Origin of the sequence: Kosakonia sp. HypNH10, from assembly GCF_029850615.1 — a bacterium.
Lineage (GTDB): Bacteria > Pseudomonadota > Gammaproteobacteria > Enterobacterales > Enterobacteriaceae > Kosakonia > Kosakonia cowanii.
This window is the reverse complement of record NZ_JAOTIU010000001.1, coordinates 604761-624490: the sequence shown is the minus strand read 5'-3', so window position 1 is coordinate 624490 and position 19730 is coordinate 604761. Positions and strand designations below refer to the sequence as shown.

Genomic DNA, 19730 nt, shown 5'->3' with positions numbered 1-19730 from the left:
GCTTTATCTATGCAGTGCGCTCTCTTCGACGCCGGTCGCTGCCGCTCCTGTGAGTGGATCGACCAGCCGCTCCCGTTGCAACTCTCCGCCAAGATGGATCATCTGCGCGCACTGCTCGCCCCCTTTGCGGTGGAGTCATGGTGCGAGCCGGTGAGCGGCCCGGAGCAGGGCTTTCGTAATAAAGCGAAGATGGTGGTCAGCGGCAGCGTTGAAAAACCGCTGCTCGGCATGCTGCACCGCGACGGGACGCCGGAAGATCTCACTGCCTGCCCGCTCTACCCGGATACCTTCGCCCCGGTATTTGCCGCCCTGAAACCCTTTATCGCCCGCGCCGGGTTAACGCCCTATAACGTGGCGCGCAAACGCGGGGAACTGAAATATCTCTTATTGACCGAAAGCCAGCTCGACGGCGGCATGATGCTGCGCTTTGTGCTGCGCTCAGAGGCGAAAGTTGAGCAGTTGCGCGCCGCGCTGCCGGTGTTACAGGCGCAATTGCCGCAGCTGAAGGTGATCTCGGTAAATATCCAGCCGGTGCATATGGCGATCATGGAAGGGGAGAGGGAGATCTTTCTTACCGACCAGCAGGCGCTGGCGGAGAACTTCAACGGTGTGCCGCTTGCTATCCGCCCGCAGAGCTTTTTCCAGACCAACCCGGCGGTCGCCAGCCAGCTCTACGCCACAGCGCGCGACTGGGTGCGCCAACTCCCGGTCAACCATATGTGGGATCTCTTCTGCGGCGTTGGCGGCTTTGGCCTGCACTGTGCCACGCCGGAGATGAAGCTGACCGGGATTGAGATCGCGCCGGAAGCGATCGCCTGCGCGACGCAATCCGCCGAGGCGCTGGGGCTGCACAATCTTCACTTCCAGGCGCTCGACTCAACCCGTTTTGCCACCGCGCAGGAGTCGGTGCCGGATCTGGTGCTGGTCAACCCGCCGCGTCGCGGCATTGGCGCAGAGCTGTGTGACTACCTGAGCCGCATGGCGCCGCCGTGGATCATCTACTCCAGCTGTAATGCGCAGACGATGGCGAAGGATTTTGCCGCGCTGGCGGATTACCGCGTCGCGCGCGTGCAACTGTTTGATATGTTTCCCCATACTGCCCACTACGAAGTGCTTACCCTGCTTATCAGGCGTTAATTCTTCCGCTTAAAAGCCATTTGGCGCGACGAAATACTGACTTTTTTGCCCCACAGGCGCGTTTTTTGTACCAGGCTTAAGCAAAAAGCGACGCGAACAGTGTGGGGCAATATGAAAGAGCAGAAACAATCAACGGTAGGGATCGCGCCATACGGCGGCTCGGCAGGTGGCTGGGGCGCGTTAAAAGCGGTAGCCGATGCGCTGCGTGGGCAGATGTCCGTTAAGCAGGATGTGATTGCGCTATTTAAAGTAAACCAGCCGCAGGGCTTTGACTGCCCCGGCTGTGCGTGGCCGGATCCGCAGCACACCTCCTCATTTGAGTTTTGTGAAAATGGTGCCAAAGCCGTCTCCTGGGAGGCGACCAGCAAACGCGCGACGCCGGAGTTCTTCGCGGCGCACACCGTCAGCGAACTGTGGCAGCGCAACGCCTTTGAGCTGGAAGGTGAGGGGCGCTTAACCCATCCGATGAAATATGACGCTGAGAGCGACACCTATCAGGCGATTGAGTGGGAGACTGCATTTCAGGAGATTGGCGCGCTGCTGCAAAGCTATGACGATCCAAATAGCGTGGAGTTTTACACCTCCGGTCGCGCCTCCAACGAAGCGGCGTTTCTCTGGCAACTCTTTGCCCGTGAATATGGCACCAACAACTTCCCCGACTGCTCGAATATGTGTCATGAGCCGACCAGCGTCGGGCTGCCGGAGTCGATTGGCGTCGGTAAAGGCACCGTCGAACTGGAGGATTTTGACCACTGCGACCTGGTGCTCTGCATCGGTCATAACCCCGGCACTAACCATCCGCGCATGCTCGGTACGCTGCGGGAAGTCTCAAAACGCGGCGCGACCATCGTCGCCATTAACCCGCTGCGCGAGCGCGGCCTTGAGCGCTTTACCTCACCGCAAAGCCCGATAGAGATGCTGGCCCTTAGCTCAACCAAACTTGCCTCGACCTACTACAAAGTGCGCGTCGGCGGTGATGCGGCGATGCTGAAAGGCGTCATGAAGATCCTGCTGTCGATGCACGAGCAGGCGTTGGCGAACGGAGAGCCGGGCGTAATCGATGAGGTGTTTATCCGCCAGCACACGCAGGGTTTTGCGGAGCTGAAAGCCGATCTCGACGCCACCGACTGGGACCATATCCTGAAAGTCTCCGGCATGGAGCGCGAGGAGATCCAGAACATCGCCCGGCTTTACGCCGACTCTGAACGCACCATTATCTGCTACGGCATGGGTATTACTCAGCATCAGTACGGCACGCAAAACGTGCAGCAGATTGCCAACCTGCTACTGCTGCGCGGCAATATTGGTAAGAAAGGGGCGGGGATCTGCCCGCTGCGCGGCCACTCCAATGTGCAGGGCGACCGTACCGTTGGCATCACTGAAATTCCCTCTACCGAGTTTCTCGATAGCCTTGAACGGGTGTTTGGTTTTAAACCGCCGCGTGAGCATGGGCACGGCGCGGTGGCCGCCATTCAGGCGATGCGCGACGGCAAAGTGAATGCGCTGCTCTGCCTGGGCGGTAATCTGGCTGAAGCGATCTCCGATCCGCAGGTCACCTTCCCGGCGATGCGCAAGCTCGATCTGGTGGTGCATATGGCGACCAAACTGAACCGCTCCCATCTGCTGCTCGGCAAACACAACTACCTCTTCCCGGTGATTGGGCGTACCGAAACCGATGAGCAGTTATCCGGTGCGCAGAGCGTGACGGTGGAGGATTCGATGTCGATGGTGCACGCTTCGCGCGGATCGTTAAACCCTGCTTCACCGCACCTGAAGTCGGAGCCGGCGCTGGTGGCGGCCCTTGCCAAAGCGACGCTGCCGCAGACGGTGGTGAACTGGGACCGGATGGTTAACGACTACAGCAATATTCGCGACGCCATCGAAGCGGTCTTCCCGGCGTTTGCTAATTTCAATGAACGGGTCAAACAACCGGGCGGCTTCCGCCTGCGTAATGCCGCCTCCGAGCGCGAGTGGAATACGCCGTCGGGCTTTGCCGAATTTAAAGTGATGCAGGGGATTAATGAGGATCCGCGCTCGCTCAAGTGCCACGACCTGGTGCTCACCACCCTGCGCAGCCACGATCAGTACAACACCACGCTTTACGGGCTGAATGATCGTTATCGCGGCGTGACCGGGCGACGGGACGTGCTGTTTATCAATGCCGATGAGGCGGAGAGACGCGAGCTGCGCGTCGGCGATCAGGTGAATGTGGTGGCGCTCGATCCCGAGGGGAACCCCACCTCGCGGCGGATGGATAACCTGACGGTTGTGGTGATCGATATGGCACCCGGTTCGGTAGGGGCCTATTACCCGGAGGCCAATATTCTGGTGCCGCTGGACAGCCACGACACCAAAAGCGGCATTCCGGCGTATAAAAGCATCCCGATTGCGATGGAGCGCGTAGAAACGCCGGTCGCCACCTCGGGCGCACGGCGTTAAATGCGAAACCCGTAGGCCCGATAAGCGAAACGCCATCAGGCATTGGCGCGGAGTTCATTGCCGGATGGCGGTTGACGAGAGAATCAGACCGTCCGTAGGCCCGATAAGCGCAGCGCCATCGGGCATTTGTGCAGGGTTCATTGCCGGATGGCGGCTACGCCTTATCCGGCCTACAAAAGCGCGCCATCGGGTATTGGTGTGGGATGTAATTGCCGGATGGCGGCTCCGCCTTATCCGGCCTACAAAAGCGCGCCATCTGGCATGGGTGTGGGATGTAATTGCCGGATGGCGGCTCCGCCTTATCCGGCCTACAAAAGCGCGCCATCTGGCATTGGTGTGGGATGTAAATTGCCGGATGGCGGCTACGCCTTATCCGGCCTACAAAGAATGGCTTACTGCGGGAACCACTGATCGCTGATTTTCTGATACGTGCCGTCGGCTTTAATCGCTTTCAGCGCCGCGTTCAGCTTCTCCAGCAGCGCTTTATTATCCGGGCGCACGGCAATGCCAAGACCGGTGCCGAAATATTGCGGGTCGGTCACTTTTGGCGTTGCCACACCCAGCTGCGGGTTGGTTTTCAGCCACTCATTCACTACCGCGGTATCACCAAACACGCCGTCGATACGGCCATTTTTCAGGTCGATAATCGCGTTCTGGTAGCTGTCATACGCCACGGTGGTCACTTCCGGGTGCTTATCCTGCAAATATTTCTGATGGGTGGTGCCGTTTTCCATACCGATGCGTTTGCCCTTCAGATCGTCGAAAGATTTAAAGGCATCTTTTTTGGCAATCACCAGCGCGGAGTTGGCGTAGTAGGGGTCGGTAAACGCCACCTGTTTGCTACGCTCCGGAGTAATGTCCATACCCGAGATCACCGCGTCATACTTCTTAAATTTCAGCGCCGGGATCAGGCTGTCGAAGGCGTGGTTGGTAAAGGTGCAGTTGGCCTGCATCTGCTTGCAGAGCGCGTTCGCCAGATCGATATCGAAGCCGACAATCTTATTGCCCGCATCCAGGGATTCAAACGGGGGATAGGTTGCCGACACGCCGAAGCTGATCTTATCGGCCGCAAAGCTCCCTGCGGAAACGGTAGCGAGAAGGGCGGCCAGTATCATTTTTTTCATCAGTAAACTCCTGTCTGTCTATCTTCTTGTTGTTACCCGGAGGCATGGGATTAACAATGCCAGCGTATGAATTTATATGCAACTATAATGCTTAATTATTTTATTGATGATAAAAATAAAGGCGAGTAATGGGGTCATTAGCTCGCCTCTACAGATTACCTATGCAGTTTAGTTGCGTCGCTCAAAGGCCAGCGCTTTGCGCTCAATCAGGCGCATCATCAGCGTCAGCAGGCCGTTTACCACCAGATAAATTAAGCCGGCTGCGCCAAACACCGTCACATCGTAGGTGCGTCCATACAGCAGCTGCCCGTGACCCATCACTTCCATCAATGTAATGGTGTAGGCCAGCGACGTACTTTTGAACACCAGCACCACTTCGTTCGAGTAGGAGGAGAGCGCGCGTTTAAACGCGTACGGCAGCAGGATCGCCAGCGTATCTTTCTTACTCATCCCCAGCGCGCCGCAGGATTGCCACTGCCCATCCGGAATGGCGCGAATAGCACCGTAGAAGAGCTGCGTGGTGTAAGCCGCGCTGTTAAGCGACAGTGCAATGAGCGCACAGAGCCACGGCTCAGAGAGCAGACGCCAGATCGCCGGATAGTTCTGCAATGACGGGAACTGCCCCGGCCCGTAGTAAATCAGGAAGATCTGCACCAGCAGCGGCGTGCCGGTAAAGAGCGTGATATAGGCGCGGACAATCTGCGTCAGCACCGGCGTTTTCAGCGTCAGCACAATGGTGAAGAGCAATGAAAGCACCAGCGCGACAATCAGCGAGGCCACCGTCAGCGTCAGGCTGGTGTGCAGGCCTTTGAACAGCTCGGGCATAAACTCAAGCATTATCCCGGCCTCCGTTCAAAGCGCGTTGCGCGCAGATCGATGCGTTTCAGCACCCACTGGCTGAGCAGGGTGATCACCAGGTAGATCGCCGCCGCCACGATATACCAGGTAAATGGCTCCTGGGTGCGGGTGGCAATACTTTTGGTTTGCAGCATCAGATCGTTAACGCTTATCAGCGACACCAGCGCGGTATCTTTCAGCAACACCAGCCACTGATTACCGAGCCCCGGCAGCGCGTGACGCCACATCTGTGGCATCACCAGGCGAAAGAAGATAGCCCCTTTCGATAAGCCCAGCGCCTGGCCCGACTCGCGCTGACCCTCCGGCACCGCTTTTAACGCACCGCGCAGGGTTTGCGAGGCATAAGCGGCGTAGAGCAGGGAGAGGGCGATCACGCCGCAGAGGAACGGGCTGACGTCGAAATTCTCAATCTGCATCTGCACCGGGATCTGCACAACGCCGAGGTTGAGAGTAAAGCCGTCCGACAGCAGCAACAGCAGCTGTGAGGAGCCGAAATAGATAAACAGCACCACCAGAATCTCCGGCAGGCCGCGTAAGATCGTCACCAGCGCGGTGCCGATCCAGGCAATCGGTCGCCATTTGACCGACTCCCAGACGGCAAAGATCATCGCCAGCACAAGGCCGATGATCAGCGCGCAGACGGCAAGGCCGACGGTCATCCCGGCGGCGCTTGCTAATGGAAACATTTCATTCATTCAGTATTACTTCTGGAACCATTTGCTGTAGATGGTCTGGTAAGTCCCATCTTTCTTCACTTTTTCCAGCGCGGCGTTAAATTTCTGCTGCAGCTCGGTGTTACCCTGGCGTACCGCGATACCGAGGCCGGTGCCGAAGTAATCTTTGTCGGTCACTTTATCGCCGACCGCCGCCAGTTTAGCGTCAGATTTCAGCCACTCGGTGACTACCGCTGTGTCGCCGAAGACGGCATCGATACGGCCATTTTGCAGATCCAGACGCGCGTTCTGGTAGCTGTCGTAAGGCACGGTGGTGATTTCCGGGTGCTTATCGGTAATGAATTTCTGGTGCGTGGTGCCATTCTGCACGCCGACACGCTTGCCTTTCAGCTGGTCGATGCCGGTGAATTTACCCTTCTGGCCAACGAACAGCGCAGAGTTGTCATAATACGGGGTGGTGAACAGCACCTGTTTTTCACGCTCCGGCGTGATATCCATCCCGGCCATTACCGCGTCGAAGCGGCGGAATTTCAGGCTCGGGATCAGGCTGTCAAAAGCCTGGTTGGTGAAGGTACAGGTGGCGTCGATCTCTTTACACAGGGCGTTCGCCAGATCGACATCGAAACCGACGATTTTGTTATTGGCGTCGGTCGATTCAAACGGAGGGTAGCTCGCTTCGGTGGCGAAACGGATGGTCTGGGCTGCTGTAGCGCTAAGGCTGATGCTGGCAACAAGTGCGGCGATCAGTAATTTTTTCATTGTCATTATTCCCGAGTCTTCAGTGAGATAGGTAGTATTTAAACGCGTCGGTCTGCGGCGCGGCAAAGCAGCCCGCATCCCCTTGCTCAACAATGTGACCATTTTCCATATACACCACGCGACTGGCCGTCTTGCGCGCCACTTCCACTTCGTGGGTCACGATAACTTGCGTAATACCGGTTTGCGACAGCTCGCGAATGATGCTGACGATCTGTGCGGTGATCTCTGGATCAAGCGCGGCGGTCGGCTCATCAAACAGCAGCACCTGCGGCTCCATCATCAGCGCGCGGGCAATCGCCACGCGCTGCTGCTGGCCGCCGGAAAGGTGCAGCGGATAGCGATCGCTGTAAGGCTTCAGGCGTAAACGCTCGAGCAGCTTCTCGGCGCGCGCCAGCGCCTCATCTTTGCGTAATCCGAGCACGCGGCACGGCGCTTCAATCAGGTTCTGCTGCACGGTGAGGTGCGGCCAAAGATTATATTGCTGAAACACCATGCCCACATTCTGGCGCAATTCGCGAATCGCGTTATCAGAAGGGGTTTTGGCGAAATCGAAATGATTGCCTGCGATGGTCAGCTGGCCAGAGCGCGGCATTTCGAGCAGGTTCAGCACGCGCAGCAGCGAACTTTTCCCCGCGCCGCTTGGGCCGAGCAGCACCAGCGTTTCACCCTGCGGGCACTCCAGTGTGATATCGAACAGCGCCTGGTGTGCGCCGTAGAAGCAATTGATGCTGTTTAATTTAATACTCATCGAAGCAGTCTGATAGCAATTGAGGCCGCAAATAGTAACGTTGACAGAATAGTTATGCAATATTTGTGCGTTAAAACTTAAATATAAACCAAGTTTCTACATAAAGTTAGCACATAACACTGGTCGACGTGGGAACCAGGCATAAATGTCGGCATTCCTAACAGAATGCCAGACATTTTACGGGGGTTATCGATGGGTTTAGTCAATACTTACCGATGTTCAACTGACTGGCGCAGCGTGCCCGCAGGGGCATGCACCGTGCCGCCGAGGTAGCGCACATCATCAACCGCCCAGCACTGGCCTTCGCGGATCATCAGCACCTCGTCCTGCCAGCGCTGATCGCCTTTGGTTAAGGTCACGCGCAGCGGGATATTACGCGCGTCGCTGTTGGGGATGGTAGAAGCGCTGGCGACATCGGCTTTCTCCGGTGCCAGGTTACGGCTGGAGAAAGGGTCGCCCTTCAGCAGCACGTTATTGCGCGCGTCGCGGCTGGCGGCAGTGAGCATTTTGCTCAGATCGTCACTCAGGTAAGGACGCAGCGAAGACCAGTTCGCGCCCGGATGTTCAATGCGGTAGTCATAGAATTGCTGTGCCACACTGTCGGGGCCGCCTTCAACGCAGGCATTGACGCGCGCGCCGGTATCTTTGAAAGCGGGCTCAACGGTGCTACAAGCGCTTAACAGCAGCGCGCACGGCATAACAAGAGTCAAAACTGAATAGCGCATAATGATTTCCTTATTTCTGTTCAGAAGTCGCAACCTTTCAAGAATAGTGTATTGCTCTCATAATGTGTCTGGTAACGCATTGATGGTTAAAAGGAGAAGCATGAAAACGTGGGGAATAGTGCTACTGGCGCTAATACTGGCAGGCTGTGCCAGCGATAAAAAAGATGACAACAAAGGCGTTATTGAGAAACCTGGCTATCAACTGGTGACCCGTTATCAGGCGCAAGCGGCTTATCCCCGCATCAAGGTGCTGGTGATCCATTATACGGCAGATGATTTTGATGTCTCGTTGACCACACTACTCGGCAAAGATGTCAGTTCGCACTACTTAATCCCGGCCAATCCGCCGCGCGATAAGGGTAAACCGCGCATCTGGCAACTGGTGCCGGAGCAGAAACTGGCGTGGCATGCGGGAGCCAGCTTCTGGCGCGGATCGACGCGCATTAACGACACCTCCATCGGCATTGAACTGGAAAACCGCGGCTGGGAGAAGGCGTCTGGCGGCAAAACCTTCGTTCCTTTTGCGCAGGCACAAATCAATGCGTTGATTCCGCTGGTAAAAGATATCGTCGCGCGTTACAACATCCCGCCGCAGAATGTGGTGGCGCATGCGGACATCGCCCCGCAGCGCAAAGAGGATCCCGGGCCGCAGTTTCCCTGGCAGGTGTTAGCCGCGCAGGGGATTGGTGCCTGGCCCGATCCGGCGCGGGTGGCCTTTTACCTTAATGGCCGCGCGGAGTATACGCGGGTCAGCAATGCGGCACTGCTCGACCTGCTGGCGCGTTATGGTTATGACGTCAAATCGTATATGACACCGCTGCAACAAAAGCGGGTCATCATGGCATTTCAAATGCATTTTCGCCCGGCGAAGTGGGACGGCGTAGCTGACGCCGAAAGCTTAGCGATCGCCGAGGCTTTACTGGAAAAATATGGTCAGGCAGAGTGATCTCTGCCGACCGGCTTATGACGAGGTCAATGGAGATGGGTTTACGCATCCTTACCGGCGCGCTGCTGATGGCGGCTTTTACCGCCCACAGTGCGCCGACACCGCCCTTTAGTTGTTCATACTGGGATAAAAAAACGGACAACGTCGAGACCCTCGCCAACTGCGCCACCCTGCAGGAGGGCAAGCTGGTGTTTCTGCCGGAGCTGTTCGAAAAGAGTCAGGATGTGGATGGCATGTCGTGGGTTGGGTTGTATGACTACACCCGCCAGGCCGGGCTGCCGGATGCCGATTACTATGTCCGCGCGCCGGATCGCTACCTGCCGGTAGTGCATTTCGACAACGGGCCGGACTGGTTTGTCGAAGGGCTGGTGCGCGCCCGGCAGAATGGCAAAGTGGGCTACTGGGACGATTCGTTCCGCAACCATATTGCGCCGCAGTTTGACTACGCCTGGCAGTTTCAGGAGGGTAAAGCGCTGGTCTGTAACGGCTGCAAACCGCAGCGCGAGGGCGAACATATGGCGCTGGGCGGCGGCGAGTGGTTTTACATTAATAAAAACGGCCAGCGGGTTTCCGAGATCAGGTCTGGGCCGTTTTGAGTCGCTTAGCGGTGCAGCTTGCCGTGATCTTTTAGCCAGAACGCCGTGCGTCTGATGCCCTCATCGAGCGTGACAATCGGCGTGTAGCCCAGCTCCTGCTGCGCGCGTTTGATATCCAGCGTGAAATCAAAATTGAGCTTTGAGACGCCGTAGTGCGTAAAGGCGGGCTCTTTCGCGCGCTTGTCGCCGAAGCGCTCCATACTGCGCGCCACCATATCCAGCATGGTGTAAGGCACGGAGCGAATACGGCAATCGATGCCCAGCTCATCAATCAACGTCTGCACAATGGTGCGCAGCGAGCGCGGTTCGCCGTTGGTGATATTAAAGGCGCGCCCGGAGGGAAGGGTGTCGCACTCGGTCTGGCTCGCCAGCCACATCGCATGCACCGCGTTTTCGTAGTAGGTCATATCGACCAGCGCATCGCCGCCGCGCGGCAGTAAAACGCTGCGGTAGTGCTGCATCATCTGCGCCAGACGCGGGATAAAAACTTTATCGTGCGGGCCAAACAGGCTCTGCGGGCGCAGAATGGTAAAGCGGGTTTGCGGGTTTGCCTGCGCCAGCAGATCGATAACCTGCTCCCCGGCGGCTTTACTGCGGGCAAACTCGTTAGCGAAGCGCCGCGGGCGGAAGGCTTCGTCAATGTCGCGGTGGTGGTGATAATCGAAATAGAGCGACGGGGAGGAGATATGGATAAAATTACGCACGCCCCAGGCAACCGCCCATTCGCCGAGACGGCGCGTGGCGCGCACGTTGGCGAGATCAAACGCTTCCTGAGTCCCCCAGGGTGAGGTAAAACTCGAGCAGTGCCACAAAGTGTCGATACCCGCGAGCATCACTTTCGCCTGCGAAGAGACCAGCTGGGTTAAATCCGCCGGTACAAATTCAGCGCCCATCTTGCAGAGCAGCTTACCCATCGCTTCGTTGCGGCCCGTCGCCCGGACTGCAATGCCTTTTTGCCGCAGATATTCGACCGCGTTTCGGCCTAAACCGCTGGTTGCGCCCGTGACCAGAACCTTCATAGCAATCCACTGTGTTAAGCGTTTATCGCGCGCATTCTTTCGTGAATCACGTCGTGATGCAATGGGATTGTTAAAAGAAAGGCGACAGGCTCAGACTTTTTCACTGCTTTTTTCCGCAAGCCTGGCGATACGTTGCGCCATACCGCGAAAAATAAACAGATGCGCCGGAAACATCAGCAGCCAGTAAAAGAGCCCCGGCATACCGTGCGGATGCCACCAGGCGCGCACCTCCAGCACCCGGCAATCGCCCTTATCCGTCACGGTAAAAACTAACCGCCCAAGCCCCGGCGCTTTCATGCCAAACAGCAGGGCAAGCTGCTGCTGCGGCTCAATGATAATCACCTTCCAACTGTCTACCGCATCGCCAACCTGCAAATAAGGGCGTTGCGGCCGCCCGTGTGCCAGCTTATGGCCGATAAGCCTGTCGAGCGCGGCGCGGGTTTGCCACAGAGGATTGCCAAAAAAGTAGCGCTCTTTACCACCGATGCCGTTGATCACCCGCCATAACGCCTGCGCGCTGGCCTGCGTGGTGACGCTGAAACCGGCCTGCTTCGGGTAGTAGCCATATTGCGGACGCCAGCGGGAGAAAGCCTGCGGATCGTAGCCCCAGTCGCTGGAGTTCACCAGCTTCTCCTCCTCCTTGAGCGTACGGCGCACCGCTTCATCAAAGGAGATCAGCGTTTGCGGAATTAAGGCGCGCAGGGCGCGATCATCCGCCAGCAGGTCATGTTTCAGCCCCTGGATTAACGCTTTCGCAATAGAGGGCGGCACGGAGGTGATGAGGTGTAAAAACCACACCGAGATAAGCCGCGTCGGCAGCGGTAGCGGGATCAGCGGGCGCTTGACGCCGCTCACCGCCATAAAGCGGATAAACTGCTGCTGATAGGTGAGCACCTCCGGCCCCGCGGCTTCAAACACCCGGTGCGTATCGGTCGGATGGTTGAGCAACTCAAGCAGGTAGTGCAGCAGATTCTCCAGCGCGATAGGGGTAGTGCGCGAACGCACCCAGCGCGGTGGGGTCAGCACCGGCAGGTTAAAGACCATGTCGCGCATCACCTCAAACGCCGCCGAACCGGCACCAACAATGATCCCGGCGCGCAGCTCGGTGACCGGCACGCCCGCGGCGCGCAGCAGATCGCCGGTGTGCTGGCGGGCCAGCAGATGATCGGAGTCGCTTCCCTCGTGGGCTTGCAAGGAGCTGAGATAGATCACCTGTTTCACACCGGAGCCTTGTAGCGCATCGCGCACATTAAGGGCGATCTGCCGCTCATGTGCGACAAAGTCGCCGCTCTCGCCCATGCTGTGCACCAGATAGTAGAGGGTATCGACATCCTCCAGCAGCGCGGGCAGCGCCTGCGGCCAGAAGAGGTCAATCTCATGCAGCGAGACATTCGCCAGCGCCAGCTTTTGCAGCCGCCCTAAGCGCCGCGCCGCGGCTTTAACCTGATGACCCTGCTCACTGAGGGCTTGTACCAGCCGTTGCCCGATATAGCCGCTGGCACCGAGCACTGCTATCCGCTGCGCCACATTTGCTCCTTAGCGCTGCAAAAAGGCCTGCCAGTGGCGAACCACCTCGCCAAGCTGCTGGCGGCTGACATCAAGATGCGTCACCAGCCGCACCACGCTGCCTGCGGTGATCGTCACCCCGCGCTCGCGCATAAACGCGCCCAGCGCCTGGGCGTTATCCCCGACGCGGACAAACACCATATTGGTATCGTGGCGCATCACGTCGACGCCGAGTTCGCGCAGTTGTGTCGCCAGCCAGGCGGCGTTCTCATGATCCTCTTTCAGCCGCTCAACGTTGTTTTTCAGCGCATAGAGCCCGGCTGCGGCCAAAAAGCCCGCCTGGCGCATGCCGCCGCCTGTCATCTTGCGCCAGCGGTTAGCGCGGGCGATATAGGCTTTATCACCAACCAGCAGCGAGCCAACCGGCGTGCCGAGACCTTTGGAGAGACAGATGGTGAAGGAGTCGCAATATTGCGCGATCGCTTTCAAATCGCAGCCATACTCCACCAGCGCATTAAAGATGCGCGCGCCGTCAACGTGCAGCGCCAGCCCGCGCTCGCGGGTGAAATTCCAGGCCTGTTGCAGGTAGTCGCGCGGCAGCACTTTGCCGTTATGGGTGTTTTCAAGGCTCAGCAGTTTAGTGCGGGCAAAGTGGATATCATCCGCTTTGATTTTGGTCGCGACCTTATCCAGCGGCAGCGTGCCGTCGGCGGCAGCATCAATCGGCTGGGGCTGAATACTGCCGAGCACAGCCGCACCGCCCGCTTCGTAGAGGTAGTTATGTGCGCCCTGGCCGACGATGTACTCTTCGCCGCGTTCGCAGTGGCTGAGCAGGGCGACCAGGTTAGCTTGTGTGCCGGTAGGTAAAAAGAGGGCGGCCTCTTTGCCGCTCAGTTCAGCGGCGTAGGCCTGAAGTTCATTAACCGTTGGGTCATCGCCATACACATCATCCCCGACCGGGGCGGCCATCATTGCCTCCAGCATGGCGCGTCCAGGTCGGGTCACGGTGTCACTGCGTAAATCAATCACGGCATTTCCTTATCTTGCGATGGGTAATGCCCTCTGTTTTACCTGAGCCAGTTGGTTTTCGCCAGTTCAACCACCTCGTCGCCGCGCCCGTTAATGATCGCGCGCAGCATATAGAGGCTGAAGCCTTTCGCCTGCTCAAGTTTGATCTGCGGCGGCATGGCCAGCTCCTCCTTGGCGACGGTGACGTCAATCAGTACCGGGCCATCAATGGCGAAGGCACGCTGTAGCGCCTCGTCAACGTCGGAGGATTTCTCTACGCGAATGCCGGTGATGCCGCACGCTTCGGCGATGCGGGCAAAGTTTGTTGCCTGCAATTCGGTGCCATCGGTCAGATAGCCGCCCGCTTTCATCTCCATCGCCACAAAGCCGAGCACGCTGTTGTTAAAGACGACAATTTTCAGCGGCAGCTTCATCTGCGCCACCGAGAGGAAATCGCCCATCAACATGCTAAAACCGCCATCACCACACATTGCCACCACCTGGCGCTGCGGGAAGGTGGCCTGAGCGCCAATCGCCTGCGGCATGGCGTTGGCCATCGAGCCGTGGTTAAAGGAGCCAACTAACCGGCGCTTGCCGTTCATCTTCAGGTAGCGCGCGGCCCAGACGGTCGGTGTGCCGACATCGCAGGTGAAAATGGCGTCATCATCGGCGAAATCACTGATGCGCTGGGCCAGATATTGCGGGTGGATCGCCTTGTCGCTCGGCTTCGCCAGATCGTCAAGCCCTTTGCGGGCATCGCGGTAGTTCTCCAGCGCTTTATCGAGGAAGGCGCGATCCGTTTTCTGCTCCAGCAGCGGCACCAGCGCCGCCAGCGTCGCTTTGATATCGCCGACCAGCGCCATATCCACTTTACTGTGCGCACCGAGGCTCGCCGGGTTGATATCAATCTGGATGATCTTCGCATCGCTCGGGTAGAAGGCGCGGTAGGGGAACTGGGTGCCGAGCAGCACCAGCGTGTCGGCATTCATCATGGCGTGGAAGCCGGATGAGAAGCCAATCAGCCCGGTCATGCCGACATCAAAGGGGTTGTCATACTCAACGTGCTCTTTGCCGCGCAGGGCGTGAACAATCGGTGCATTCAGCTTACCGGCGAAGGCCAGCAGCTCTTTATGCGCACCGGCACAGCCGCTGCCGCACATCAGCGCGACATTGCTGGAGTAACGCAGCAGTTGCGCCAGCTTTTGCAGCTCCTCCTCGGCGGGAACCACCACCGGCTGCGGGGCGCGATACCAGTGGCTGCTGGCGTTTTCCGGTGCCGCCTGCAGGGCGACATCGCCGGGCAGCACTACGACGGAGACGCCACGGTTGAGGATCGCTTTGCGCATGGCAATCGCCAGCACTTGCGGGATCTGCTCCGGGTTGGAGACCAGCTCGCAGTAGTGGCTGCATTCACGGAAAAGCTCCTGCGGATGCGTCTCCTGAAAATAGCCGCTGCCGATTTCGCTCGACGGAATATGCGCGGCGATGGCCAGCACCGGTACGCGGTTGCGGTGGCAGTCAAACAGGCCGTTGATCAGGTGCAGGTTGCCCGGCCCGCAGGAGCCTGCGCACACGGCCAGTTCGCCTGAGACCTGCGCTTCTGCACCTGCGGCGAAGGCAGCTACCTCTTCATGGCGGGTGGGCATCCAGTCAATGGTGCCCATGCGGTTCAGGCTGTCGCTCAGCCCGTTGAGGGAGTCGCCGGTGACGCCCCAAATCCGTTTTACGCCCGCCTGTTCGAGGGTCTTGGCGATATATGCGGCCACTGTCTGTTTCATATTGAGGCTCCTTTTTGTGATCACGATTACAAGCTTAGACAATCAACAGGTAACGAGACGGGAATATTATACCCATAAGTGAAACAGGGGTTTATTTTGACGAAGAAGAGGCATAGGTTGGTGTCATTCAACGAAAACAGGAATACTTTCAGATGGTTAAATCATTGTTAAATTCAGTTAATAAGATGTTTTCGCATGAGGATTTGGGGCGCTTGCTGCTGCGTCTGGCGGTGGGCGGGCTGATGCTGTTTCACGGCGTGCATAAGCTGATTGGCGGGGTTGATGGCATTGCCGGGATGCTGGCGGCCAAAGGGCTGCCGGGGTTTATCGCTTACGGTGTGCTGGTGGGGGAAGTGCTCTGTCCGGTGCTGATTATTCTCGGTATTTTTACCCGCCCGGCGGCGCTGGTGCTGGCGTTTACCATGGTTGTCGCCTGGCTGATGGTGGGGATCGGCGAAACCGGTTCGCTTGATGTGACCGGGGCGTGGGCAATTGAGAGTATTGTTTACTTCTTCCTTGGCGCGCTGGCAGTGGCGTTTATGGGGGCAGGGCGTTATTCCGTGGCGCCCGCGTGGAAGTAATGGTGATGTAAAAATGCCGGATGGCGGCTGTCGCCTTATCCGGCCTACAAAGGCATATCACCTTTTTTGTAGGCCGGATAAGCGCAGCGCCATCCGGCATCAACATCGGCTCATTACGCTAAAACCAAATCCCCCTGCGGGTTGCAGGAGCAGGCGAGCACAAACCCCTCGGCAATCTCCTTTTCGGTCAGCGTCATGGTGCTGCTGACCGAATACTCCCCGGAAATCACCTGCGTTTTGCAACAGCCGCAAACACCTGCGCGACAGGCGGCGTTGACCGGCATTTTATTGCTCTCCAGCGCCTCCAGCAGCGTGCTGCCCACCGGCGCATAGAAGGTTTTCATCGGCGACAGCTTGCTGAACTTCAGCCCGCTGGTGGCGGCTTCGGCAACCGGGGTAAAGAACTGCTCTTTAAAGAAGCGGGTGACGCCGAGCGCTTTCACCTCCTGCTCAACCCATGCCATATAGGGCGCCGGGCCGCAGGTCATCACCGCACGCGCACTCAGATCCGGCACAGCGCTCAACAGTTCGCGGCTTAAACGCCCCGCCACAAAACCGTCGGCGGCATTGTGCTCCGCCACCAGCGTCACCGGGTAGTTTCGCCACTCATCGGCAAAGATCACATCCTGCGGCGAGCGCACGCTGAAAATCACTTTTACATTCGCCTGCGGACGGTACTTTGCCAGCCAGCGGCGCATCGACATAATCGGCGTCACGCCGCAGCCTGCCGCCAGCAGCAACAGCTTATCGTTCGGTTCGTTATCGCAGGTAAATTCCCCCTGCGCGTTGGAGAGCCAGAGATAATCGCCGCGCTTAACCTCACGCGTCAGCCACTGCGAGCCGGCACCCTCATCAATACGGCGGATGGTCAGCGTAATGTATTCACTGACGCCCGGCGTTGAGGAGAGTGTATAAGCACGAAGCGTGTTGGCGCTGTTGCCAATACTCACCAGCGCATACTGCCCGGCGCGGTAGGGGTAGTAATCATGGCACAGCAGCGAAAGCGTCCAGACATCCGGCGTCTCCTGGTGGATATGATGCACCTGCATCCGCCACGGGCATTGAGGGGTTGGCATGCTCATTTTTCGCTCCTTATGCGCTCAGTAACTGCTGCATATCCTGCTCGACGGTGGTCACCTGGCGCAGGCCAAACTTCTCGTTCAGCACCGCCAGCAGGTCCGGCGTCAGGAAGCCCGGTGCGGTGGGGCCGGTGACAATATTTTTCACACCCAGCGAGAGCAGGGTCAGCAAAATGACAATCGCTTTCTGTTCAAACCACGAGAGCACCAGCGAGAGCGGCAGATCGTTAACACCGCAGCCGAGTTTGTCGGCCAACGTTACCGCCAGAATAATCGCCGAGTAGGCGTCGTTACACTGCCCGGCATCGACCAGACGCGGCAGGCCTTCAATATTGCCAAAGTCGAGTTTGTTGAAGCGGTATTTACCGCAGGCGAGCGTCAGGATCAGGCAGTCATCCGGCACCTGGGTGGCAAAATCGGTGAAGTAGCTGCGCTCCCCGCGCGCGCCGTCACAGCCGCCGACCAGGAAGAGGTGACGCAGTTTTTCACGGCTCACCAGATCGATCAGTGTATCAACCGCGCCGAGCAGTGTCTGGCGACCAAAACCAACGGTGATCAGATGCTCGATCTCGCTAAACGGGAAGCCGGACATCTGCTGCGCCTGGCGGATCACCGGGGCAAAGTCGTCGCCTTCAAGGTGGTTAACGCCCGGCCAGCCGACGATGCTGCGCGTCCAGATGCGGTCATCATAGGAACCGACGGTTGGGTCGATAATGCAGTTGGAGGTCATCACAATCGGGCCGGGGAAACGGGCGAACTCAACCTGCTGGTTCTGCCAGCCGCTGCCGTAGTTACCGACCAGATGTTTGAATTTACGCAACTCCGGGTAACCGTGCGCTGGCAGCATTTCGCCGTGGGTATAGACGTTAACGCCGGTGCCTTCGGTCTGTTGCAGCAGGTTATAGAGATCTTTCAGGTCGTGACCGGAAATAAGAATACATTTGCCTGCCACCGCTTTGACGTTCACTTGGGTTGGCGTCGGGTGGCCGTAGAGGCTGGTTTCACCGGCGTCGAGAATGCTCATCACGCTGAAGTTCATCTTGCCGATCTCCATCGCGCACTCCAGCAGGGCATTCATATCCGCTGGCCAGGTGCCGAGCCACGCCATGATTTTGTGATAGCGCGCGTAGAGATCGTTATCGTACTGACCGAGCACGTGGGCATGTTCCATATAGGCCGCCGCGCCTTTCAGGCCATACAGGCAGAGCAGGCGCAGGCCAAGAATATTTTCGCCAATCGCCGCTTTATCTTTGTTTGGGGTAAATTCCGCTGCCTGGCGCTGCAACGCGCCGAGATCGTCGCTCACCAGCTGTAAATCTGCCATCGGGTTGTCTACCTGCGCCTGCGGATCGATCGCCAGGCAGAGGGCTTTCAATGCTTCACGTTTGGCAATCGCTTCCCGGGCATAACCGATAATGCGCACGGAATCGAAGTTAACGTTGGTCAGGGTGGAGAAGAAGGCGCGCGGCGCGAAGTTATCAATCTCATGGTCAATCAGATCGTAGTCGCGCGCTTTGCAGGCCCAGGCGGAAAGCCCCTGCAGGGCGGCAATCAATAGATCCTGGAGATCGGAGGTTTCAGCGGTTTTCCCGCACATCCCCTGCGCGTAAGAACAGCCATTTCCTGCCGGGGTACGGATGGTTTGTTCACATTGCACACAAAACATGGTCACACCTTCTTTAAAGTTATATTTAAAATACATGTTTAAGATTAATAGTGCGGACGAAGGCGTGAAAGGTCTTTTAGCGGCTATTTACGCAGAGATTGATTTAGCGCAAGTTTGGCGGCAGAAACCCACCGCCGAAGGCGATCAGGCGGAGAAGAGGGCCATTAATAGCGGTACCAACAGGCTGAGCACGAATCCGTGGACAATGGCGGCGGGGACCATCTCCAGCCCGCCAGAGCGCTGCAACACCGGCAGGGTGAAATCCATCGACGTCGCGCCGCATAACCCCAGCGCCGTGGAGCGACTGCGACCAATAAGACCAGGAATTAGCATAATGGCGATCAGTTCGCGCGCCAGATCGTTAAAGAACGCCGCGCTGCCAATCACCGGACCAAAAGATTCGGTCAGCAGGATCCCGGAAAGGGAGTACCAGCCAAAGCCGGAGGCCATCGCCAGCCCGGTTCTCAGCGGCAAATCGAGGAGTAGTGCGTTGATCACGCCGCCCAGCAGCGAACTGGCGGTAACCACAACTGCGATAATCATTCCGCGGCGGTTAAGCACAATCTGTTTCAGGGTCATGCCGCTGTTACGCAGCTGAATACCAACCAGCAGCAGCAGGAAGATCAGCGTGTATTCGCTGGCTTCGGTGGCGTGCTGCAAAAACGCAAGCCCGCTCAGGCCAATCACAAAACCGAGCAGCACCACGCCGCACAGGCGCAACGACTCCAGCGCCATCGCCAGCCGCGACGGCAGCACTTCCTGCTGGTGGTGATGGTGCCACGGCAGGGATCGCTCCAGCCACAGCAGCGCACAGGCGTTGCAGAGTAAAATAATCACCACGCTGACCGCGGAATAATGCAATATCGACAGCAGGTTAGCGCTAAGGTTATCAAGGAAGGCGAGGCTGATACCCATAAAAAAGAGGATCACGTAGACAATCCAGCTGAGCAGTTTATTGATCAGTTTGAGCGCAGCAGCATGACGCAGCGGAATGAGGTAGCCCGCCACCAGCGGCAGAAGAATAATTAACAATCCTGAAAACATGAACAGCCCAAATCCTTACGTAAATTTATATGCACTGCGACAC

General features: G+C 57.9%; 18 protein-coding genes. 5 read left to right on the top strand and 13 right to left on the bottom strand.

The features are described 5' to 3' along the window. The first annotated feature begins 9 nt into the window (after nucleotides 1-9). Nucleotides 10-1137, top strand: a complete 1128-nt coding sequence (gene rlmC, locus N7V53_RS03055) for a 23S rRNA (uracil(747)-C(5))-methyltransferase RlmC (protein ID WP_279792005.1) — start codon at nucleotides 10-12, stop codon at nucleotides 1135-1137. 111 nt (nucleotides 1138-1248) lie between these two features. Beyond that, nucleotides 1249-3576 carry an FdhF/YdeP family oxidoreductase gene (locus tag N7V53_RS03050; protein ID WP_279792003.1) on the top strand — a complete coding sequence of 776 codons (2328 nt, stop codon included), beginning with the start codon at nucleotides 1249-1251 and terminating at the stop codon, nucleotides 3574-3576. Nucleotides 3577-3968: 392 nt separating this feature from the next. Here the strand turns inward: N7V53_RS03050 and artJ are convergent, their stop codons facing one another. The 6 genes from artJ to N7V53_RS03020 form a co-directional block, all read right to left on the bottom strand. Next, entirely contained in the window at nucleotides 3969-4700 is a 732-nt protein-coding gene (artJ, locus tag N7V53_RS03045; protein WP_023481799.1) for an arginine ABC transporter substrate-binding protein ArtJ, read from the bottom strand. A 168-nt stretch (nucleotides 4701-4868) separates the two neighbouring features. Then, the gene (gene artM, locus N7V53_RS03040; protein ID WP_023481628.1) at nucleotides 4869-5537 is read right to left on the bottom strand and encodes an arginine ABC transporter permease ArtM; all 669 of its coding nucleotides are present in this window, start codon (nucleotides 5535-5537) and stop codon (nucleotides 4869-4871) included. Next, a complete protein-coding gene (gene artQ, locus N7V53_RS03035; protein WP_023481425.1) occupies nucleotides 5537-6253 on the bottom strand; it encodes an arginine ABC transporter permease ArtQ in 717 nt (238 codons plus the stop codon). Before artQ ends, artM begins: the two co-directional genes overlap by 1 nt. A gap of 6 nt (nucleotides 6254-6259) precedes the next feature. Then, nucleotides 6260-6991 (bottom strand): arginine ABC transporter substrate-binding protein ArtI, encoded by a 732-nt coding sequence (artI, locus tag N7V53_RS03030; protein WP_023481785.1) that lies wholly within the window; start codon nucleotides 6989-6991, stop codon nucleotides 6260-6262. 19 nt (nucleotides 6992-7010) lie between these two features. Beyond that, nucleotides 7011-7739, bottom strand: coding sequence for an arginine ABC transporter ATP-binding protein ArtP (artP, locus tag N7V53_RS03025; protein WP_128483284.1), 729 nt, complete (start codon nucleotides 7737-7739; stop codon nucleotides 7011-7013). A 209-nt stretch (nucleotides 7740-7948) separates the two neighbouring features. Further along, complete coding sequence (locus tag N7V53_RS03020; RefSeq protein ID WP_279791998.1) at nucleotides 7949-8464, bottom strand: lipoprotein; 516 nt, start codon at nucleotides 8462-8464, stop codon at nucleotides 7949-7951. A gap of 100 nt (nucleotides 8465-8564) precedes the next feature. Here N7V53_RS03020 and N7V53_RS03015 point away from each other — a divergent pair, with 100 nt between their 5' ends. Next, nucleotides 8565-9410 (top strand): N-acetylmuramoyl-L-alanine amidase, encoded by an 846-nt coding sequence (locus tag N7V53_RS03015; protein WP_034813914.1) that lies wholly within the window; start codon nucleotides 8565-8567, stop codon nucleotides 9408-9410. Between the two features lie 35 nt (nucleotides 9411-9445). Further along, complete coding sequence (locus N7V53_RS03010; protein ID WP_279791996.1) at nucleotides 9446-10006, top strand: WG repeat-containing protein; 561 nt, start codon at nucleotides 9446-9448, stop codon at nucleotides 10004-10006. Between the two features lie 5 nt (nucleotides 10007-10011). Here the strand turns inward: N7V53_RS03010 and N7V53_RS03005 are convergent, their stop codons facing one another. From N7V53_RS03005 to poxB, 4 genes are all read right to left on the bottom strand, one after another. Continuing rightward, nucleotides 10012-11025 carry an NAD(P)-dependent oxidoreductase gene (locus tag N7V53_RS03005; RefSeq protein ID WP_187801945.1) on the bottom strand — a complete coding sequence of 338 codons (1014 nt, stop codon included), beginning with the start codon at nucleotides 11023-11025 and terminating at the stop codon, nucleotides 10012-10014. A gap of 90 nt (nucleotides 11026-11115) precedes the next feature. Further along, a complete protein-coding gene (locus N7V53_RS03000; protein WP_279791995.1) occupies nucleotides 11116-12552 on the bottom strand; it encodes a DUF2867 domain-containing protein in 1437 nt (478 codons plus the stop codon). Between the two features lie 9 nt (nucleotides 12553-12561). Next, complete coding sequence (gene ltaE / locus N7V53_RS02995) at nucleotides 12562-13560, bottom strand: low-specificity L-threonine aldolase (RefSeq protein WP_279791994.1); 999 nt, start codon at nucleotides 13558-13560, stop codon at nucleotides 12562-12564. 38 nt (nucleotides 13561-13598) lie between these two features. Further along, complete coding sequence (poxB, locus tag N7V53_RS02990) at nucleotides 13599-15317, bottom strand: ubiquinone-dependent pyruvate dehydrogenase (protein WP_279791993.1); 1719 nt, start codon at nucleotides 15315-15317, stop codon at nucleotides 13599-13601. Nucleotides 15318-15469: 152 nt separating this feature from the next. Between poxB and N7V53_RS02985 the strand changes: the two genes are divergently transcribed. Beyond that, nucleotides 15470-15898, top strand: a complete 429-nt coding sequence (locus N7V53_RS02985) for a DoxX family protein (RefSeq protein ID WP_124968905.1) — start codon at nucleotides 15470-15472, stop codon at nucleotides 15896-15898. 113 nt (nucleotides 15899-16011) lie between these two features. Here the strand turns inward: N7V53_RS02985 and hcr are convergent, their stop codons facing one another. The 3 genes from hcr to N7V53_RS02970 form a co-directional block, all read right to left on the bottom strand. Next, entirely contained in the window at nucleotides 16012-16980 is a 969-nt protein-coding gene (hcr, locus tag N7V53_RS02980) for an NADH oxidoreductase (protein ID WP_279791991.1), read from the bottom strand. 10 nt (nucleotides 16981-16990) lie between these two features. Further along, the gene (gene hcp / locus N7V53_RS02975) at nucleotides 16991-18643 is read right to left on the bottom strand and encodes a hydroxylamine reductase (protein WP_279791990.1); all 1653 of its coding nucleotides are present in this window, start codon (nucleotides 18641-18643) and stop codon (nucleotides 16991-16993) included. 144 nt (nucleotides 18644-18787) lie between these two features. Further along, a complete protein-coding gene (locus N7V53_RS02970; RefSeq protein WP_279791988.1) occupies nucleotides 18788-19687 on the bottom strand; it encodes a lysine exporter LysO family protein in 900 nt (299 codons plus the stop codon). Between the last annotated feature and the right edge of the window lie 43 nt (nucleotides 19688-19730).

What these genes read in the sequence shown, in the direction of transcription:
- N7V53_RS03015 (WP_034813914.1), top strand. Translation starts at nt 8,565, where the DNA reads ATGAAAACGTGGGGAATAGTGCTACTGGCGCTAATACTGGCAGGCTGT.
- hcp (WP_279791990.1), bottom strand. Translation starts at nt 18,643, where the DNA reads ATGTTTTGTGTGCAATGTGAACAAACCATCCGTACCCCGGCAGGAAAT.
- N7V53_RS02985 (WP_124968905.1), top strand. Translation starts at nt 15,470, where the DNA reads ATGGTTAAATCATTGTTAAATTCAGTTAATAAGATGTTTTCGCATGAG.
- artQ (WP_023481425.1), bottom strand. Translation starts at nt 6,253, where the DNA reads ATGAATGAAATGTTTCCATTAGCAAGCGCCGCCGGGATGACCGTCGGC.
- artI (WP_023481785.1), bottom strand. Translation starts at nt 6,991, where the DNA reads ATGAAAAAATTACTGATCGCCGCACTTGTTGCCAGCATCAGCCTTAGC.
- N7V53_RS02970 (WP_279791988.1), bottom strand. Translation starts at nt 19,687, where the DNA reads ATGTTTTCAGGATTGTTAATTATTCTTCTGCCGCTGGTGGCGGGCTAC.
- poxB (WP_279791993.1), bottom strand. Translation starts at nt 15,317, where the DNA reads ATGAAACAGACAGTGGCCGCATATATCGCCAAGACCCTCGAACAGGCG.
- N7V53_RS03020 (WP_279791998.1), bottom strand. Translation starts at nt 8,464, where the DNA reads ATGCGCTATTCAGTTTTGACTCTTGTTATGCCGTGCGCGCTGCTGTTA.
- artM (WP_023481628.1), bottom strand. Translation starts at nt 5,537, where the DNA reads ATGCTTGAGTTTATGCCCGAGCTGTTCAAAGGCCTGCACACCAGCCTG.
- artP (WP_128483284.1), bottom strand. Translation starts at nt 7,739, where the DNA reads ATGAGTATTAAATTAAACAGCATCAATTGCTTCTACGGCGCACACCAG.
- N7V53_RS03050 (WP_279792003.1), top strand. Translation starts at nt 1,249, where the DNA reads ATGAAAGAGCAGAAACAATCAACGGTAGGGATCGCGCCATACGGCGGC.
- N7V53_RS03005 (WP_187801945.1), bottom strand. Translation starts at nt 11,025, where the DNA reads ATGAAGGTTCTGGTCACGGGCGCAACCAGCGGTTTAGGCCGAAACGCG.
- N7V53_RS03010 (WP_279791996.1), top strand. Translation starts at nt 9,446, where the DNA reads ATGGGTTTACGCATCCTTACCGGCGCGCTGCTGATGGCGGCTTTTACC.
- rlmC (WP_279792005.1), top strand. Translation starts at nt 10, where the DNA reads ATGCAGTGCGCTCTCTTCGACGCCGGTCGCTGCCGCTCCTGTGAGTGG.
- artJ (WP_023481799.1), bottom strand. Translation starts at nt 4,700, where the DNA reads ATGAAAAAAATGATACTGGCCGCCCTTCTCGCTACCGTTTCCGCAGGG.
- hcr (WP_279791991.1), bottom strand. Translation starts at nt 16,980, where the DNA reads ATGAGCATGCCAACCCCTCAATGCCCGTGGCGGATGCAGGTGCATCAT.